This window comes from Amycolatopsis sp. NPDC024027 (genome assembly GCF_040638975.1).
Taxonomy (GTDB): domain Bacteria; phylum Actinomycetota; class Actinomycetes; order Mycobacteriales; family Pseudonocardiaceae; genus Amycolatopsis.
The window spans coordinates 1-17447 of the sequence record NZ_JBEZYY010000044.1 but is presented as its reverse complement, the minus strand read 5'-3'; the positions used below and the strand labels follow the sequence as shown (position 1 = coordinate 17447).

The following is a 17447-nucleotide window of genomic DNA, read 5'->3' as shown; positions in this document are numbered from 1 at the left end:
TTGGGGGTTATTCCGGTGGCGCGGATGAGGTGGTAGAGGGCGGTTTCGAGGGCGAAGATGGCGGGTTGGGCGTAGCCGGTTTGGTTGAGGAGGGTCGCTTCCTGGGTGCCGGGTCCGGCGAACATGAGTTGTTTGAGGGGTCGGTCGAGGTGGGGGTCGAGGTGGGCGCAAGCCTCGTCGAGGGCGTCGGCGAAAACAGGGTGGGTCTCGTAGAGTTCGCGTCCCATGCCGGGGTGTTGGCTGCCTTGACCGGTGAACACGAAGGCCGTTTTGCCCTCCACCCTCGGCCCGGTGATGACGGCGGGGGAGTCTTCTCCCCGGCTGAGGGCGGTCAGGGCGGCACGGAATCCGACGGGCTCATCGGCGACGACCGCGGCCCGGTGCGGGAGACTCGCGCGGCCGGTGGCCAAAGCGTGGGCGACGTCGTTCAAACCGGCGTCGCCGGCGAACGGGACAAGCCGCGCGGCGTAGTCCGCGAGCGCTGCTTCGGACTTGGCGGAGATCAGCCAGGGCACCACCACGCCCGAGCCATCCGGGACCGGTCCGTCCGCTTGCGGCGGCTGTTCGAGGATGAGGTGGGCGTTCGTGCCGGAGATGCCGAACGAAGAGATCGCCGCGCGACGCGGGCGGGACGTCCCGGGCCAGGGCGCCGGGCTGGTGAGCAGCCGGATGCTCTCGTCCCAGGTGATGTGCGGCGAAGGTTCGTCGGCGTACAGGGTCCGGGGCAGCGAACCGTGGCGCATCGCCATGGCCATTTTGATGACCCCGGCGACTCCGGCGGCGGCCTGTGCGTGACCGACGTTGGATTTGATGGACCCGAGCCACAGTGGACGGTCCTCGGGCCGGTGGTGTCCGTAGGTGGCCAGTAGGGCTTGGGCTTCGATGGGGTCGCCGAGGGTGGTGCCGGTGCCGTGGGCTTCGACGGCGTCGATGTCGGTGGGGGAGAGTTGGGCGTTGGCGAGTGCTTGGCGGATGACGCGTTCTTGGGCGGGTCCGTTGGGTGCGGTGAGGCCGTTGCTGGCGCCGTCTTGGTTGACGGCCGTTCCGCGGATCACGGCCAGGACTGGATGTCCGTTGCGTTGGGCGTCGGAGAGACGCTCGAGCAGCAGTATGCCCGCGCCTTCGCTCCAGCCGGTGCCGTCGGCTCGGGCGCCGAAGGATTTGCATCGGCCGTCCGGCGCCAAGCCCCGTTGCCGCGAGAACTCCACGAACAGGGTCGGCGTCGCCATGACCGTCGCCCCACCCGCCAGGGCGAGCGTGCATTCTCCGGCCCGGAGCGCCTGGCCGGCCATGTGGATGGCGACCAGGGAAGAGGAACACGCGGTGTCGACCGTGATCGCGGGACCCTGGAAACCGAAGTTGTACGCCAGCCGTCCCGAGGCGACGCTCGCGGCCGTGCCGGTGCCGAGCAACCCCTCCAGATGGGCGGGGAAAGCGAGGGTGGCGTAGTCGTGGTACATGATTCCGGCGTAGGTGCCGGTGTCGCTGCCGTGCAGGGTGGTGGGGTCGATTCCGGCGGATTCGATGGCTTCCCAGGCGACTTCGAGCAGGAGTCGTTGCTGGGGGTCGGTGGCGAGTGCTTCGCGGGGTGACATGTCGAAGAAGGCGGCGTCGAAGTCGCCGGCGTCGTGGAGGAACCCGCCGTGGCGTGTGTAGGTGGTCCCCGGCCGGTCGGGGTCCGGGTCGTAGATGGTGTCGATGTCCCAGCCTCGATTGTCCGGGAACGGCCCGATCGCGTCCGTGCCCGCTTCGACCAGATCCCAGAGGTCGTCCGGCGACCGCACACCGCCCGGGTAGCGGCAGGCCATCCCCACCACCGCGATCGGTTCGTGCCAGGCGGCCTCCGCCTCGACCAGGCGTTGAGAGGTCTGCTCCAGGTCGGCGACGGCACGCCGGAGATAGTTACGCAGCTTCTCGTCGTCCGACATCAAGCATCCCATCGAAGTTCGTCATCGGATGTTCGGTTCAGGCAGCGGAGACAAGATCGCCGCCAGCGTCCGGAAGAAACCGGGATCCGCGTCCCGCACGAAGAAATGTCCACCGTCGACCCGGTGCAGCACGCACTCCGCGGTCGTGTAGTGCGCCCAGGCCGCCAGTTCCTCTTCGGACACGAGCGGATCGCCGGTCCCGTGGAAAAGGTGGATCGGCGTGGCCACCGCTTCCCCGCCCGGACGCTCCGACGCCAGCACGCGAAGATCGGCGCGGAGCAGATCAGTCGCGGCGCGCAGCCACGCCGGGTACCGGAGGACGTCCGCGGACAACCCGCCGATCCGCACCATCGCCGACACCAGCGTGTCCTCGCCCGCGAAGGACGCCTCCTGCAGCGCCGGCCGTAGGTGCGGCGCGGGACACGCCCCGAGCAAGAGCGCGACCGGTGCGTCTCCGTCCCTGGCCGCGTACCGCTTCGCCAGCTGGTACGCCACGGTCCCGCCCATGCTGTGCCCGTAGAAGGCGTAGGGCGCACGTACCCGGTCCGACAGCTCGGCGTCGAGCGCGGTGATCAACGAGTCGAGATCGTGCGGTATCGCCTCCCGGCGGCGCGACTCCCGCCCGGGAAGCTGAACCGGCACCACGTCGATGCCGGGAGGAAGGGCCGCCGGCCACCCGGAAAACACCGATGCCGCACCACCGGCGTGGTGGAAGCAGAACAGCCGCAGGCGCTCGCCGGGCGAGGACGGCGGGGTCACGTCTTCGGTGGACGCCTTCATGCCGCGTCCCCGGTCAGCGTGGCACGCACGTACCGGATCAGCGAATCCGGCGTCGGGTGGTCCATGATCACCGCCGGAGAGAGCACGAGACCGGTCTGCGAAGAGAGCTCGGTGCCCAGTTCGAGGGCGGTGAGCGACGAGAAGCCGATTTCCAGGAACGTGTCCTCGACATCGATCTCCGCCGGCGATCCGTAGCCGAGGATGGTGGCCGCGCGCTCGCGGAACAGGTCGCTCAGCAGCTCCACCTGCGCGGGCACCGGCAGTTGCGCGAGCCGATCCGTCAGCGGAACCTCGGCCACGGTGCGGTGCGCCGGGGCCGCGGGCGTGCCACCCACGAGGTCGCGGAGCACCGGCATCGCCGGACTGCCGTCCCACTCCGGCCAGTCCGCGTCCACGACCGCCGCCGCCGCGTGGCCCTGCCCGACGGCACGGCGGATCGCCGCCATCACCGCCCGGGCCGGAACCGGCCGCGCGCCCGGCAGATCGTCCCGATGGTGCCACGCCACATACGTCGCGGAGTGGCCGTCCGCGCGAAGCCGGTGGACGGTGCTCTCCAGCACCGCCGCTTCGGCCGCCTCGAAAGCGTTGTCCGGCCGGCCCAGCGACGCGGTGAAGGAAGAGACGAGTACGACGGTCGACGGGTGCCGGCCCGCCGGCAGGGCGTCCAGACAGCTGTCCAGGCCGGTCGTCGCCGTGTCCGGTGCGTACACGAAGGTCGTGAGTGGATTGTCCTCGGGGAGGGCGGACACGGCTTGCCGGATCGCCGCCGCGTCAGCGTGGACGAGGACCTGCGCCGCACCACTCTTCCGCAGCGTATCGGCCAATCCGGTCGCCGTCGGGCCCGCGCCGACAACGAGTGCGGTTCCGTGCGGCCGCCAGACCGCCTCCGGGACCGCGGCCGCCCGGACCAGCCGGCGGACGAAGATTCCGGCCGGGCGCAGCACGTACTCACGCTCCTGGCCGTTCTCCCCGAGCACGCGGGCCAGGTGGTCCCCGACGCGCCGGTCGAACCCCGGGTCCGGCGGCAGGTCGATGAGTCCGCCACCGGAGGCTCGTTCGGCCACGGCGGCCCGCCCGGCGCCCCACACCGCCGCGAGACCCGTGTCGGCCGGCCGCTCACCCTCGACGGACACCGCTCCCCGCGTCACGGACCACAGCGGAGCATCGATCCCGGCCTCGTCGACGGCGCGCCGGACCGCGGCAGCGGCTCGCACCTGCTCGGCCACGCCGGTGATTCCGTGGAACGACACGACGCCGGCGAGTGCCTGAGCGTCCGACAGGTCGAGGGCACCGCCGGAGCCGGCGTGGCGAACCTCGATGTCCGCCCCCCGCGCTTCCAGCAGCCGGGCAACCTCCGGCGCCGCGCCGTCATCCTGCGGTACGACGACGAGCCACCGTCCGCTGAGCGCCGGGACACCCTGGTGGGGCAGTGGCCGCCACACGAACCGGTACCGCCGGCGCTGCTGCCGCCGCCAGTCCGACAACACCGGCAGCAGCGCCCGCACGGACTCGGCCTGCTCGTCGTCGATCAGCAGAGCCTCCGCGGCCCGGTCGAAGTCCCCGCTGTCCACCGCCGCCCACAGTTCGCTCTCGCCGGTGGCTTCGGCCTGATCGCCGTCCCGCGGGGTGGGCCAGTAGGTGGTGTGTTGGAAGGGGTAAGTGGGGAGCGGGGTGTGGTTTCGGGCGGGGCCTGGCCAGGTGATGGTGTGGTGGGTGCGGGTGTGGAGGGTGGCGAGTGTGGTGTGGAGGTTGGTGGTCTCGGATTTGTCGCGTCGAAGCGTGCCGAGTACGAGGGGTGCGGTGATGTGGGGGGTGAGGTGGGTGTCGGGCCCGATTTCGAGGTAGGTGGTGGTGCCGTGGTCGTTGAGGTAGTTGATGGTTCTGGCGAAATCGACGGTGTTCCGGGCGTGGGCGGCCCAGTCGATGTCGGTGGTGAGGGGGTTTCCGGTGTGGGTGGAGATGACGGGAATGGTGGCGGAGTGGTGCTGAATTGCGCGGGCGGTTTCGGTGAGGGGGGAGAGGGCGGGGTCCATCAGTGGTGAGTGGAAGGCATGGCTGACCTGAAGCCAGCGAGTTTTGTGGCCGTTGCCTTGGAGTCGGGCGGCGAGTCGCCTGAGGGCACGCTTCGGCCCGGCGAGGACGAGCGAATCCGGACTGTTGACGACAGCGATCGTGGTGTCGGCACCGAAGTGGGGAGCGGCAACCTCGGGTGAGGTGTTGACGGCGAGCATGGCGCCGCCGGGTGGTAGCGCCTGCATGTGGTTCGCCCGGGCGGTGATGAGGGTTGCGGCGTCGGGCAGGGTGAGGATTCCGGCGGTGTGTGCGGCGGTGATTTCACCGATGGAGTGGCCGGTCAGGAAGTTGGGGGTTATTCCCGTGGCGCGGATGAGGTGGTAGAGGGCAGTTTCGAGGGCGAAGATGGCGGGTTGGGCGTAGCCGGTTTGGTTGAGAAGGGTCGCTTCCTGGGTGCCGGGCCCGGCGAACATCAGTTGTTTGAGGGGCCGGTCGAGGTGGGGGTCGAGGTGGGCGCAGGTTTCGTCGAGGGCGTCGGCGAAAACAGGGTGGGTCTCGTAGAGTTCGCGTCCCATGCCGGGGTGTTGGCTGCCTTGGCCGGTGAACACGAACGCGGTTTTTCCTTCCACCGGGGTGCCGGTGATGACGGCGGGGGAGTCTTCTCCACGGCTGAGGGCGGTCAGGGCGGCGCGGAATCCGGCGGGGTCGCCGGCGACGATCGCGGCCCGGCGGGCCATGGCCGCGCGGCCGCCGGCCAAAGCGTGGGCGACGTCGTTCAAGGCGGTGTTGCCGGTGGCGGGGACGAGCCGAGCGGCGGTATCCGCCAGCGCTGGCCCCGACTTGGCGGAGATCAGCCACGGCAGGACGACGTCGGACTCGTCGGCGGGTGGGTGGTCTTCCTCCGGTGGGGCTTGTTCGAGGATGACGTGGGCGTTGGTGCCGGAGATGCCGAACGACGACACGCCGGCGCGTCGCGAGCCGCTGTCCGCCCAGGGAACCGGGCTGGTGAGCAGCCGGACGCTCTCGTCCCAGGTGACGTGCGGCGACGGTTCGTCGGCGTGCAAGGTCCGGGGCAGCGAACCGTGGCGCATCGCTTGGATCATCTTGATGATGCCGGCGATTCCGGCGGCGGCCTGGGTGTGGCCGATGTTGGACTTGATCGAGCCGAGCCACAGTGGACGGTCCTCGAGCCGGTGGTGTCCGTAGGTGGCCAGTAGGGCTTGGGCTTCGATGGGGTCGCCGAGGGTGGTGCCGGTGCCGTGGGCTTCGACGGCGTCGATGTCTGAAGGGGAAAGCCGGGCGTTGGCCAGTGCTTGGCGGATGACGCGTTCTTGGGCGGGTCCGTTGGGGGCGGTGAGGCCGTTGCTGGCGCCGTCTTGGTTGACGGCCGTTCCCCGGATCACGGCCAGGATCGGGTGTCCGTTGCGTTGGGCGTCGGAGAGACGCTCGAGCAGCAGCATGCCCGCACCCTCCCCCCAGCCGGTGCCGTTCGCGCCGGCCCCGAAGGATTTGCACCGGCCGTCCGGCGCCAAGCCCCGCTGGCGGGAGAAGTCGATGAAGACGCTGGGCGTCGCCATGACCGTCGCCCCACCGGCCAACGCCAGCGAACACTCACCGGCCCGGAGCGCCTGGCCGGCCATGTGCACCGCCACCAGGGATGAGGAACACGCGGTGTCGACCGTGATCGCGGGACCCTGCAAGCCGAAGTTGTAGGCCACCCGCCCGGAGGCCACACTGCCGGCGGTGCCGGTGCCGAGCAGTCCTTCCAGCTGAGCGGATTGCGCGAACGGGGCGTAGTCGTGGTACATGATTCCGGCGTAGGTGCCGGTGTCGCTGCCGTGCAGGGTGGTGGGGTCGATTCCGGCGGATTCGATGGCTTCCCAGGCGACTTCGAGCAGGATTCGTTGCTGGGGGTCGGTGGCGAGTGCTTCGCGGGGTGACATGTCGAAGAAGGGCGCGTCGAAGTCGCCGGCGTCGTAGAGGAACCCGCCGTGGCGAACGTAGGACGTCCCCACGCGATCGGGGTCCGGGTCGTAGACCGCCTCGATGTCCCAGCCCCGGTTGCCGGGGAACAGCCCGATCGCGTCGGTTCCCGAATCGACCAGCCGCCACAGGTCGTCCGGCGACCGCACGCCGCCCGGATAGCGGCAGGCCATCCCCACCACCGCCAGTGGCTCATCGTCGGCGGCCACCGTCGTCCGCTCCGGCCGGGCCGGGGCGCCGGCACCGGCCAGCTGGGCGACGAGGTGGTCCGCCAGCCCGGCCGGGGTGGGGTGGTCGAAGACCATGGTGGTCGGCAGCGACAGGCCGGTCTGCCCGGACAGCGCGTTGCGCAGCTCGACGGCGGTCAAGGAGTCGAAACCGAGCTGGGTGAACGCCTGCGCGGGGTCGAGGCCCTGCGACGACGCATGACCCAGCACCCGGGCGACGCTCTCCAGCACCAGCTCCGGCACGACGGCCTCCAGATCGGTGCGGGAGAGGCCGGCGAGCCGCGTGGCGGGGGGCCGCCGGGAGCGGCTGCGGCTCACGTCCGCGGATGCCAGGCCGCGGAGCAACGGCGGAAGCGTCTCCGGAACGGCCTCGCGGAGGACGGCCAGGTCCAGGGGCGCCGCGATGAGGTAAGGCTCCCCGGCGGCCAATGCCCCGTCGAGGAGGCGCAAACCGGCCTCCGTGCCGATCGGGACCAGCCCCACCCGCCGCAGCCGGGCCTGGTCGGTTTCGGTGAGGTGCCGGGTGATGGCACTGGCTTCGGCCCACAGTCCCCAGGCGATGGTGGTGACCGGCAGGCCGTCGGCGTGCCGGTGGACCGCGAGGGCGTCGAGGAAGGCGTTGGCCGCGGCGTAGTTCCCCTGGCCGGGCGCGCCGAGCGTGGCGGAGAGAGACGAGAAGAGGACGAACGCCGCGAGGGGCTGGTCCCGGGTGAGCTGGTGCAGGTGCCAGGCGGCGTCCGCCTTGGGGGCCAGGACCGGGTGCAGCCGCTCCGCCGTCATGCCGACGATGGTCGTGTCGTCGAGGACGGCTGCGGCGTGCACGACGGCGGTCAGCGGTTGTTCGGGCGCCACGGCGGCGAGTTCGGCGGCCAGTGCGTCGCGGTCGGCGATGTCGCAGGCGTGGATGGTGCAGTGGGCGCCGAGGTCGGCGAGCTCGGCCTGGAGCCGTTGGGCCGCCGCCGTGGTGGATCCGCTGCGGGACAACAGCAGCAGGTGCCGGACACCGTGCCGGGACACCAGGTGCTTGGCGACGAGCCCGCCGAGCGTGCCCGTGCCGCCGGTGATCAGGACGGTCCCGTCCGGGTTCCACTCGGTTGCGGCCGGGTGGTGCGACGCGGCGGTCAGGTACGGGGTGTGCAGGGTGGCGTCGCGCAGGACGTACTGGGGGTGTCCGTGGGCGAGGGCGCCGGCCAGCAGGTCCGGGGTGAGGACCGAGTCGTCGAGGTCGATCAGGGTGAGGCGGCCGGGGTGCTCGGTCTGGGCGCTTCGGAGCAATCCCCAGACCGGCGCGGCGGCGAGCGCGCCGAGCGTCGCGCGCCGGGTCACGACGACCAGGTGGGCGTCGGTGAACCGGTCTTCGGCGAGGAACTGCCGGACCACGGCCAGCGTCCGGCCGGTGACGGCGTGCGCGTCCACGGCGGGGTCGGCACCGGCGGTGACCGCCACCGGGTAGACGACGGTCCGCGCCCCGGCCGCCGGCCCGGCGAAATCGGCCAGGCCGGCCACGGCGGGCAGGCCGGTCACCATGGCCGCGCCGGTGTCCACGACGAGAGCCGGCACCGGCTCGGCCGGGACGGCGCCGTCCGGCACCGGACGCCACTCCACCGCACGCAACGCACCCGAGCCCGCCTCGGCGAGCTGCCGGGGGGACACGCTGCGCAGCTGCAGCGACGCGACCGTCACCACCGGCCGGCCCTCGGCGTCGGCGATCGCCAGCGAAGCCTCCTCGCCGGACCGCAGGGTCAGCCGGACACGCAGCGCCGTGGCTCCCGCCGCATGCAGTGTCACCCCGGACCAGGCGAACGGCAGCAGCAGGGCGCCGGCTTCCTGATCCGCCGCGACGGCCAAGGCGTGCAGGGCGCCGTCGAGCAGAGCCGGGTGGACGGCGAACTGCGGTGCGTCCGTGACGCCGTCGTCGAGGTTCACCTCCGCGTAGACGTCGGGGCCGTCCCGCCAGGCCGCCTGCAGCCCCTGGAACGCCGGCCCGTACTCGTACCCGCGTGCCGAGAGCCGGGAATACAGGTCGTCCACCGGCACCGCGGTCGCGGCGGGCGGCGGCCACGTCGGCAAGGCGATCGCCTCGCCGGGCACGTCGGCCAGCAGCCCCGTCGCGTGCGTGGTCCACGGTCCCGTTCCGTGCGCGCGGGAGTGGAGGCTGATCGGTCGCCGGCCGTCCGCGTCCGGTGGCCGGATCGACACCTGGACCTGCACGTCACCACGCTCGGGGAGCACCAGCGGCACCGCGAGGGTGAGGTCGTCGACCCGGCCGCCGCCGAGGTGGTCCACCGCGTGCAGCGCGATTTCCACCATCGCCGTGCCGGGCAGGAGCGGGATCTCCGTGATCCGGTGGTCGGCCAGCCACGGGTGGGTGGTGGTGGAAAGCGACCCGGTGAGCAGCGCCGTCCCGTCGCCGGCCAGCTCCAGCGCCCCGCCGACCAGCGGGTGGCCGGTGGCGGACAGGCCCAGCCGGGTGGCGTCGTGGCTGCCGGCCGTGGCCGCGATCCACAGCGGCTCGCGGGCGAACGGATACGTGGGCAGGCCGGCGGGCACACCGGACGGCCCGATCAGGTCACGCCACGCCACCGCCTGACCGGCGCCGTGCAACTCGGCCAGCGCGCGCAAGGCGGTCTCCGGCTCCGGGCGCCGCGCGTGCAGCACCGGCACGGCGACGCTCTCCGGCCGGCTCTCCCGGACGAGGCCGGACAGGGTGGCGTCCGGGCCGAGCTCGAGGTAGGTGGTGACGCCCTCCGAATGGAGCGCCGACACCACGTCGGCGAACCGCACGGTGCCGACGACGTGGCCGACCCAGTACTCGGGGTCGGTGATGTCGTCCCCCGCTACTCCCGTGCCCCGGGCCAGCACGGGAATCCCCGGCGGCCGGAACGTCAGCCCGGCGATCGCCGCCCGCAGCTCCGCCAGCGCCGGGCGCATCAGCGGCGAGTGGAACGCGTGGCTGACCCGCAGCCGCTTGGTGCGGTGTCCCCGGCCGCGCAGCTCGGCGGCCACCCGCAGCACAGTGCCTTCGGCGCCGGAGATGACCACCGACGCCGGTCCGTTGACCGCGGCGAGGCCGACGTCCTGGTGCCCGGCCAGCAGCGGGAGCACCTCCGCCTCGGTCGCGCCGACCGCGACCATCGCCCCGCCCGCGGGCAGCGCCCGGAGCAGCCGGCCGCGGGCCAGCACGAGCGTGACCGCGTCCGGCAGGGAGAGCACGCCGGCGACGTGCGCGGCCACGATTTCACCGATCGAATGGCCCGCCAGGTGGTCCGGGGTGACGCCCCATGACGCGAACTGCCGGTACAGCGCCACTTCCAGCGCGAAGAGCCCGGCCTGCGTGAAGTCGGTCCGGTCCAGCAGCCCGTTCGTGCCGGGCCCGGCGAACAGCACGTCCCGGACGCTGTGGTCGAGGCCCTTGTCCAGCAGCGCGCACACCTCGTCCAGGGCGGCGGCGAAGACGGGGTGCGTTTCGTACAGCTCGCGTCCCGCGCCGGGCCGCTGGCTGCCCTGACCGGTGAACAGCACGGCCAGCTTGCCGTCCGGTACCGCGCCGGCCGCCGTGTCCACATCGGACAGTTCGGTCAGTGCGGCGGCGAGGTCGTCGCGATCCGTCGCCACCACGGTGTGCCGGTGCGGGAACGTCGTACGCCGGGTCAGCGCGTACGCGACGTCGGCCAGCGCCGCGCCGGGCTGCTCGTCGAGGTACGCCCGCAGCCGGGTGGCTTGTGCTCGCAGCGCGTCCCCGGTCTTGGCGGACAGCATGAACGGCAACGCGGCGGGCTGCCGGACCGGGGGCGCGGGTGCTTCGGGTGCTTCCTCGATGATGACGTGTGCGTTGGTGCCGCTGATGCCGAACGACGACACCGCCGCCCGCCGCGGCCGCCCGTCGGTGTCCCAGTCGCGCGGTTCCGTCAGCAGTGACACCGCGCCCGAAGACCAGTCCACGTACGGCGTCGGCTCGCGCACGTGCAAGGTCCGCGGCAACCGGCCCGCGCGCATGGCGAGGACGAGCTTCATCAGACCGGCGACGCCGGAAGCGGCCTGGGCGTGACCGATGTTCGACTTGATCGAGCCGAGCCACAGTGGACGGTCGCGGTCCTGGCCGTAGGTGGCGATGAGCGCCTGCGCCTCGATCGGATCCCCCAGCCGGGTACCCGTGCCGTGCGCCTCGACCGCGTCGATGCCGGCCGGGGTCAGCTGCGCGTCGGCCAGCGCGGCGCGGATGACGCGCTGCTGGGACGGTCCGTTGGGGGCGGTCAGCCCGTTGCTGGCGCCGTCGGAGTTGACCGCCGATCCCCGGATCGTCGCCAGCACCGGATGGCCGTTGCGCTCGGCGTCCGACAGCCGTTCCAGCAGCAGCATGACCACGCCCTCCGCCCACGACGTACCGTCGGCGTCAGCGGAGAACGGCTTGCAGCGACCGTCGGGAGCCAGCCCGCGCTGGCGGCTGAACTCGGTGAACATCATCGGGTCGGCCATGATCGTGGCGCCCCCGGCCAGCGCGAGGCTGCACTCGCGGTCGCGCAGCCCGCGCACGGCGAAGTGCAGCGCCGTCAGCGACGACGAACAAGCGGTGTCGACGGTGACGGCGGGGCCTTCGAGGCCGAGCTGGTAGGCGATCCGGCCGGAGGCGATGCTCGTCGCGTTGCCCGTGAGGTAGTAGCCCTCGATCGCGTCCCGCGACCGGGAGCCGTACTGGTTGTACACCACGCCCGCGTAGACGCCGGTGTCGCTGCCCCGGAGGCCGAGTGGGTCGATCCCGGCCCGTTCGGCTGCCTCCCAGGACGTCTCGAGCAGCAGCCGGTGCTGCGGGTCGGTGGCCACCGCCTCCCGCGGGCTCATGCCGAAGAACGCCGGGTCGAAGCGGTCGGCGTCGTACACGAAACCGCCGTTGAGCGTGTAGGAGGTGCCGGCGTGGTCCGGGTCCGCGTCGTACAGGGCCGCCGCGTCCCAGCCACGGTTGCCCGGGAACGGGCCGATCGCGTCCGTGCCCGTGTCCACCAGCTGCCAGAGTTCCTCCGGCGACCGCACCCCGCCCGGCAGGCGGCACGCCATCCCGATCACGGCGACGGGTTCGTGCTTGCGCGCCTCCGCCTCGGTCAGGCGGCCGCGGGTCCGGTACAACTCCTCCGTGACCCGTTTGAGGTAGCCGACGATCTTCTCGTTCTCCGGAGTGCTGGTGTTCATGACCTGACCTTTGCGGGACGCGGAACGATCATCGGACGCGCTGGAGTGCGAATCGGGCCGTGGCCCAGCCGCTGGGATCGACGGCGACGCCGGCGAGGCGGTCGCCCGGACCGGTCCGGCCCCACGCCCGCGCGAGCTGGAAGAGCGGCAGTGCGTTGGGCGCGTGGCCGATCTCCTCGATTACGCCGGCACACCGCTGGGGTGGAACCAGCAGGAGTTCGGCGGTCGCGGCGGCGAGTCCACCGGGCAGCTGCGGCGGCAGCAGGCAGACCAGGTCGCCGGTTCCCCAACCGAGGTCGTCGAGCAGTTCGGTCAGCAGGTTGGCGGCCAGCTTCGGCGCGACGTCCGCGACGAGCGCCTGGTCGTAGGTGACCAGACGGCCCGGGGTGCCTCGCTTCGCGGCGCCGAGCCAGTCGGCGGTCTGGCCCGGTGGGAGGTCGGCGGTGCCGCGCCGGACGGCCACCCGGCACAGCAGGTGCGAGTCCGGCCGGTCCGACGACGTCACGACGACCGCGGCAGCGCCGTCGCCGAACGTGGCGGTGGTCAGTGCGGCCTGCGCGGGCTCCTCGCCGGGATCCGGCGTGAGGTCGGACAGCTTCGTGCTGACGTCGCCCGCGAGGACGAGCACGGTGTGCCGCCGGCCGGTCGACAGCAACTGCGCGGCGAGGTCGATGGCCTGCAGCGCGCCGGTCGCCCCCGCCTGGATCTGGTACGACGGCACCTGGTCGATCCCGAGCCGGTCCGCGACGAGGTTCACCGTCGCCGGCATGAGGCCGTCCGGGGTTGCCGTGCTCATGACCACGGCGTCGACGTCCCCGGCGTCCGTGTCCGCGGCGGCCAGGGCGCGCTCGGCGGCCGTGGTGGCCAGGTCCGTGAGCGTGGCGTGCGGTGCGCGGCCGCCGAGATCGCGGCAGAGGTGCCGGAACCGGATCCCCAGGGCGGCTTCGAGGTCGCGCCCCTGCTCGGCCGTGAGACCCAGGTGACGCGCCAGCGCCGCTGTCGCCACGGGCGGCCCGGGCAGCGCCGTGCCCGGTGCGAGCAGCCGAATTCCCCTTGCGTTCATCCCCGGTCCCTCCGGTGTGGATCGCGTGTCATGCCGAAGACGCTGCCCTCCGCGTCGAAACAACGGCTAAAGCGCCGCTTGCCGCCGCCCGGTCAGTACTTCCGGCCGAGGTGGCCGAGCAGCCGCTCCGCCGGGGTGGCGCCGCCGGGGACCGCGGGGCCGTACATGACGCCGCGCTGCGACTCCACCGGCGGCCACTGCCGCGCGAACGCGAGGATCGGCTCGGCCAGCGCCGCCGGGATCGGCACGTCTTCCCCGGTGGCGCGCCCGATGTCCCAGCCGTGCACCACGACCTCCAGCAGGCTGACGTTGGCGGCCGACAACGCCGGGATGGGGCCGATTTCGGTGGCACACAGGCGATCCAGCGAGCCCGGCTGCTGCCACGCCTTGAGCGCCTGGTCGATTCGCATGTCGAAGGCGGCGGCCGGGGTGTCGTCGCCGATCCGGTCCTCGACGGCCAGCGCGTGCGCGCCCGCCTCGGTCAGGACGTGGTCGCCCGCGACCGCCCACGCCAGCACGTCGATGGTGCCCAGCGTGTGGTTGACCAGTTTCCGCAGATCCCACTGCGGGCACGGGGTCGTGGCGTCCAGGTCGTCCCGGTGCACCCGCTGGACGCGTTCGGCGGTCCAGGTGAAACCGGTGTCGAGCAGTTCGGTCATGTCCATGGTTTCCTCACTCACTGTCGTTTCCGAGTCTCTGGTCCAACATCGCGAAGAGTTCGGTGTCGGACGCCGAGGCGATCCGGGCGGGGGACGTCGCCGTGGCGCCGCGCAGGTCGTCCCAGCGCGCCAGGAGCCGCCGCATCCGCCCGGTGATCCGTTCCAGGGCCACGTCGTCCCCGGCGATGGACGGCACTTCGTCCGCCGACAGCACGGCCAGCGCGGACTCCAGCCGGTCCAGCTCGGCCAGCAGGGCCGGCCCGGCCGGTGCCGCGTCCGGGAACAGCAACGAGTGCACGTGACCGCCCAGTTCGGCGGGGCTGGGGTGGTCGAACACGACCGTGGCGGGCAACCGCAACCCGGTGACCGCGCCGAGCCGGTTGCGCAGCTCCACAGCGGTCAGCGAGTCGAAGCCGAGCAGTTTGAACGGCCGATGCTCGTCGACGTCGCCGGCACCGTGGCCGAGCACCGTCGCGGTCAGCTCGCGAACGGCCGCGACCACGCCGTGCTTCCGTTCCGCGGCCGGCAGCCCGGCGAGGCGCGCGGAAAGCTGCATCCCGTGGCCGGCCGTCGCACCGTTCGCGGCGTGGCGGCGCAGGGGCGTCACGGCCGGGACGAGGCCGCGCAGCAGCGGCGCCAGGACGCCGGCCTCGGCGTTGGCCCGCAGCCGGCCCGGATCCAGGTGCGCCACCACCAGGACGTCGTCCGACGCGGCCAGTGCCGCGTCGAGCAGCCGCAGTCCCCGGTCGGCGGGCATCGGCAGCAGGCCGATGCGGTGGAGGCGGCCGACGTCGGACCGGTCGAGGTGCGCGGTCATGCCGGAGGCGGGCTCCCACAGCCCCCAGGCCAGGGAAGTCGCGGGCAGGGACAGCCCGGTCCGGTGCCGGGCCAGCGCGTCGAGGAAGGCGTTGGCGGCGGCGTAGTTGCCCTGTCCTGGTGTGCCGAGCGTGCCGGCGGCCGAGGAGAACAGGACGAACGCGTCGAGCGGCACCTCCCGGGTGAGTTCGTGCAGGTGCCACGCGGCGTCGACCTTGGGCCGGAACACCTCCGCGACTTGCTCGTCGGTCAGGCCGGTCAGCAGGCCGTCGGCCAGCACGCCCGCCGCGTGGACGACCACACCGAGCGGGTGATCCGCCGGCACGCGCGCGAGCAGGTCCCGTACGGCCTCCCGGTCGGCGACGTCGCAAGCCGTCGCGGTGACCCGGGCTCCCAGGTCGCGTAGTTCGGCGGCGAACTCCGGGAACCCGGCGGCGTCCGCGCCCCGGCGGCTCGCCAGCAGGAGGTGCCGCGCGCCGTGCTCGGTCACCAGGTGGCGGGCGACCAGCCGGCCGAGCGTGCCGGTGCCGCCGGTGATGAGGACGGTCCGATCCGGATCGAGCGGGCGCGGCTCGGCGGTGCCGGCCGGCGGAGTCCGCCGGAGCCGCGGGACGAGCGCCTCGCCGCCGCGCACGGCGACCTGCTCCTCGCCGGTGGCCAGCCCGGTGAGGATTCCGGCCGGCTCGCCGGCGTGGTCGACGAGCACGATCCGGTCCGGGTTCTCCGCCTGGGCGGACCGGACCAGACCCCAGGTCGCGGCGGTGGCCGGATCGGGTGGCGGGCCGTCGCCGGTGGCCACGGCCCGCCGGGTGACGATCGCCAACCGGGTGGCGGCCAGCCGTTCGTCGGTCAACCAGTCCCGCACGAGGTGCAGCGTCCGCGTGGTGACGGAGAAGGCGCGCCGCGGCATCTCCTCGGAGCCGTCGGCGGCGACCTCGACGATCGCCACGTCCGGGACGGTCGCACCGCTCGCCACCGCGGCGCTCAGCGCCGTCGGATCGTCGTAGGCGTCGAAGGCCGAACCGGTCGTCCGCAACGTTTCGGCGGTGGCTCCGCCCAGCACGGCCAGCCGGCCGATGGGCACACCGGTCGTCGTGGCCGGTTCCCACACCAGGCCGAACAGCGAACGCGCCGCGGCGGAACGGCCGCTTCGGATCCGGCCCTCCGGGAGCGGCCGCGTCGTCACCGCGCCGATCGTGGCGACCGGTGCGCCGCCCGTGTCGAACAGCTCGAGCGACAGCGTGTCCGGCCCGGCGGCCGAGGCGTGGACGACCACCCGGGCCGCACCCGTGGCGTGCAGCGCGACGTCGCGCCACGCGAACGGGAGCCGGAGGACGTCCGTGCCGCCGGCCAGGAACACCGTCTGCAGTGCGGCGTCCAGCAGCGCCGGATGGATGCCGTACCCCTCCGGGTCGGCCGGTGCGGGCAGTTCGGCTTCGGCGTAGATGTCGTCGCCGTGCCGCCACGCCGCCCGCAGGCCACGGAAGCTCGGGCCGTACCGGTATCCGGCGTCGGCGAGCCGCTCGTAGAGGTCGTCCACGGGCAACGGGATGGCCTCGTCCGGAACGGCGCCGCCGGTCGCGGGCGCAGCCGGAGGTCCGGACGGCGCCGCGAGAACGCCCGTGGCGTGCACGGTCCAGGACGGGTCGCCGTCGGCTCGTGCGTGGACGGTGAACGTGCGCCCGCCGGCGTCGTCCGGCGGATCGAGGGTGAGGCGGAGGTCGACCGCACCCCGCTCGGGTGGGAACAGCGGCGCCTGCAGGGTCAGCTCGCCCACCACCGGGTCACCGGCGTGCGCCGCGGCGTGCAGCGCCATCTCGGCGAAGGCCGCGCCCGGGACCAGGACGGCTTCCTCGATCGCGTGGTCGGCCAGCCACGGGTGCGTGCCGGCGGAGATCCGCCCGGCGAACTCGGTGCGGCCGTCGGGCAGGTCGATTCCGGGCTCGAGCAGTGGCCGGCCGCTGCTCGAACTGAGCCAGTGGTGGTGTTTCCGGAACCGGTAGGTGGGCAGGTCGGCGGGCCGGGTGTCCGGAGCGGGGTCCCAGGTGACGGCGTGGCCGTGGGTGTGCAGGTGGGCGAGGTTGGTGAGGAAGGCGGTGGGGCCGTGGTGATCGCGGCGGAGAGTGCCGGCGGCGGTGACGGGGGTTTCGGCGGTGTCGGCGGTGTCGGCGACCGCGGTGGTCAGGGTGGGGTGGGCACTGGGTTCGACGAAGGTGTGGTGCCCGGCCGCGAGCAGGGCCTGGGTGGCTTGTTCGAGCTGGACGGGGTGGCGGAGGTTGCGGTACCAGTAGCCGGCGTCGAGTTCGGTGGTGTCGAGCAAGCCGCCGGTGACGGTGGAATAGAAGGGGATGGTGGCCGGGCGCGGGGTGAGGGGAACGAGCGCCGCGGTGATGTCGTCGCGCAGGGGTTCGACGGCGGGGGAGTGGGAGGCGTAGGTGACGGGGATGCGGCGGACCTGAACGCCGTCCTGCCGGCACGTTTCGAGGAACGCCTCGAGCTGGGCGGTGTCGCCGGTGACGACGGTGGCGGCGGGACCGTTGATGGCGGCCACGTGCAGGTCGTGGTGACCACCGAAGCCGGCTTCGACCTCGGCCACCGGCAGCGCGATGGAGGCCATGCCCCCGGTCGGGGGCAGCGTGGTCAGGATCCGGCTGCGGTGGGCGACGATTCGGGCGGAATCCGCCAGGGTGAGGGCGCCCGCGATGTGGGCGGCGGCGATTTCGCCTTGGGAGTGGCCGATGACGGCGTCGGGGGTGATGCCGTGGTGCTGCCAGAGTCGGGTGAGGGCGATCAT

General features: G+C 72.9%; 6 protein-coding genes. All 6 read right to left on the bottom strand.

What is annotated here, in order from left to right:
- Window positions 1-1928 (bottom strand): type I polyketide synthase (locus tag AB0F52_RS48485; RefSeq protein ID WP_360186407.1); only part of this gene is annotated, 1928 nt, incomplete at its 3' end.
- 21 nt (window positions 1929-1949) lie between these two features.
- Entirely contained in the window at window positions 1950-2708 is a 759-nt protein-coding gene (locus tag AB0F52_RS48480; RefSeq protein WP_360186404.1) for an alpha/beta fold hydrolase, read from the bottom strand.
- Window positions 2705-12115, bottom strand: coding sequence for an SDR family NAD(P)-dependent oxidoreductase (locus tag AB0F52_RS48475; RefSeq protein WP_360186401.1), 9411 nt, complete (start codon window positions 12113-12115; stop codon window positions 2705-2707). The genes AB0F52_RS48480 and AB0F52_RS48475 overlap by 4 nt, the downstream gene beginning before the upstream one ends.
- 28 nt (window positions 12116-12143) lie before the next feature.
- A complete protein-coding gene (locus tag AB0F52_RS48470; protein WP_360186398.1) occupies window positions 12144-13178 on the bottom strand; it encodes a hypothetical protein in 1035 nt (344 codons plus the stop codon).
- Window positions 13179-13270: 92 nt separating this feature from the next.
- Window positions 13271-13843 (bottom strand): TIGR03086 family metal-binding protein, encoded by a 573-nt coding sequence (locus tag AB0F52_RS48465; RefSeq protein ID WP_360186396.1) that lies wholly within the window; start codon window positions 13841-13843, stop codon window positions 13271-13273.
- A gap of 7 nt (window positions 13844-13850) precedes the next feature.
- The coding region (locus AB0F52_RS48460) for an SDR family NAD(P)-dependent oxidoreductase (RefSeq protein ID WP_360186393.1) at window positions 13851-17447 on the bottom strand (3597 nt) is incomplete at its 5' end.

Coding starts and splice junctions, on each gene's coding strand:
- AB0F52_RS48480 (WP_360186404.1), bottom strand. CDS start 2,708: ATGAAGGCGTCCACCGAAGACGTGACCCCGCCGTCCTCGCCCGGCGAG.
- AB0F52_RS48475 (WP_360186401.1), bottom strand. CDS start 12,115: ATGAACACCAGCACTCCGGAGAACGAGAAGATCGTCGGCTACCTCAAA.
- AB0F52_RS48470 (WP_360186398.1), bottom strand. CDS start 13,178: ATGAACGCAAGGGGAATTCGGCTGCTCGCACCGGGCACGGCGCTGCCC.
- AB0F52_RS48465 (WP_360186396.1), bottom strand. CDS start 13,843: ATGGACATGACCGAACTGCTCGACACCGGTTTCACCTGGACCGCCGAA.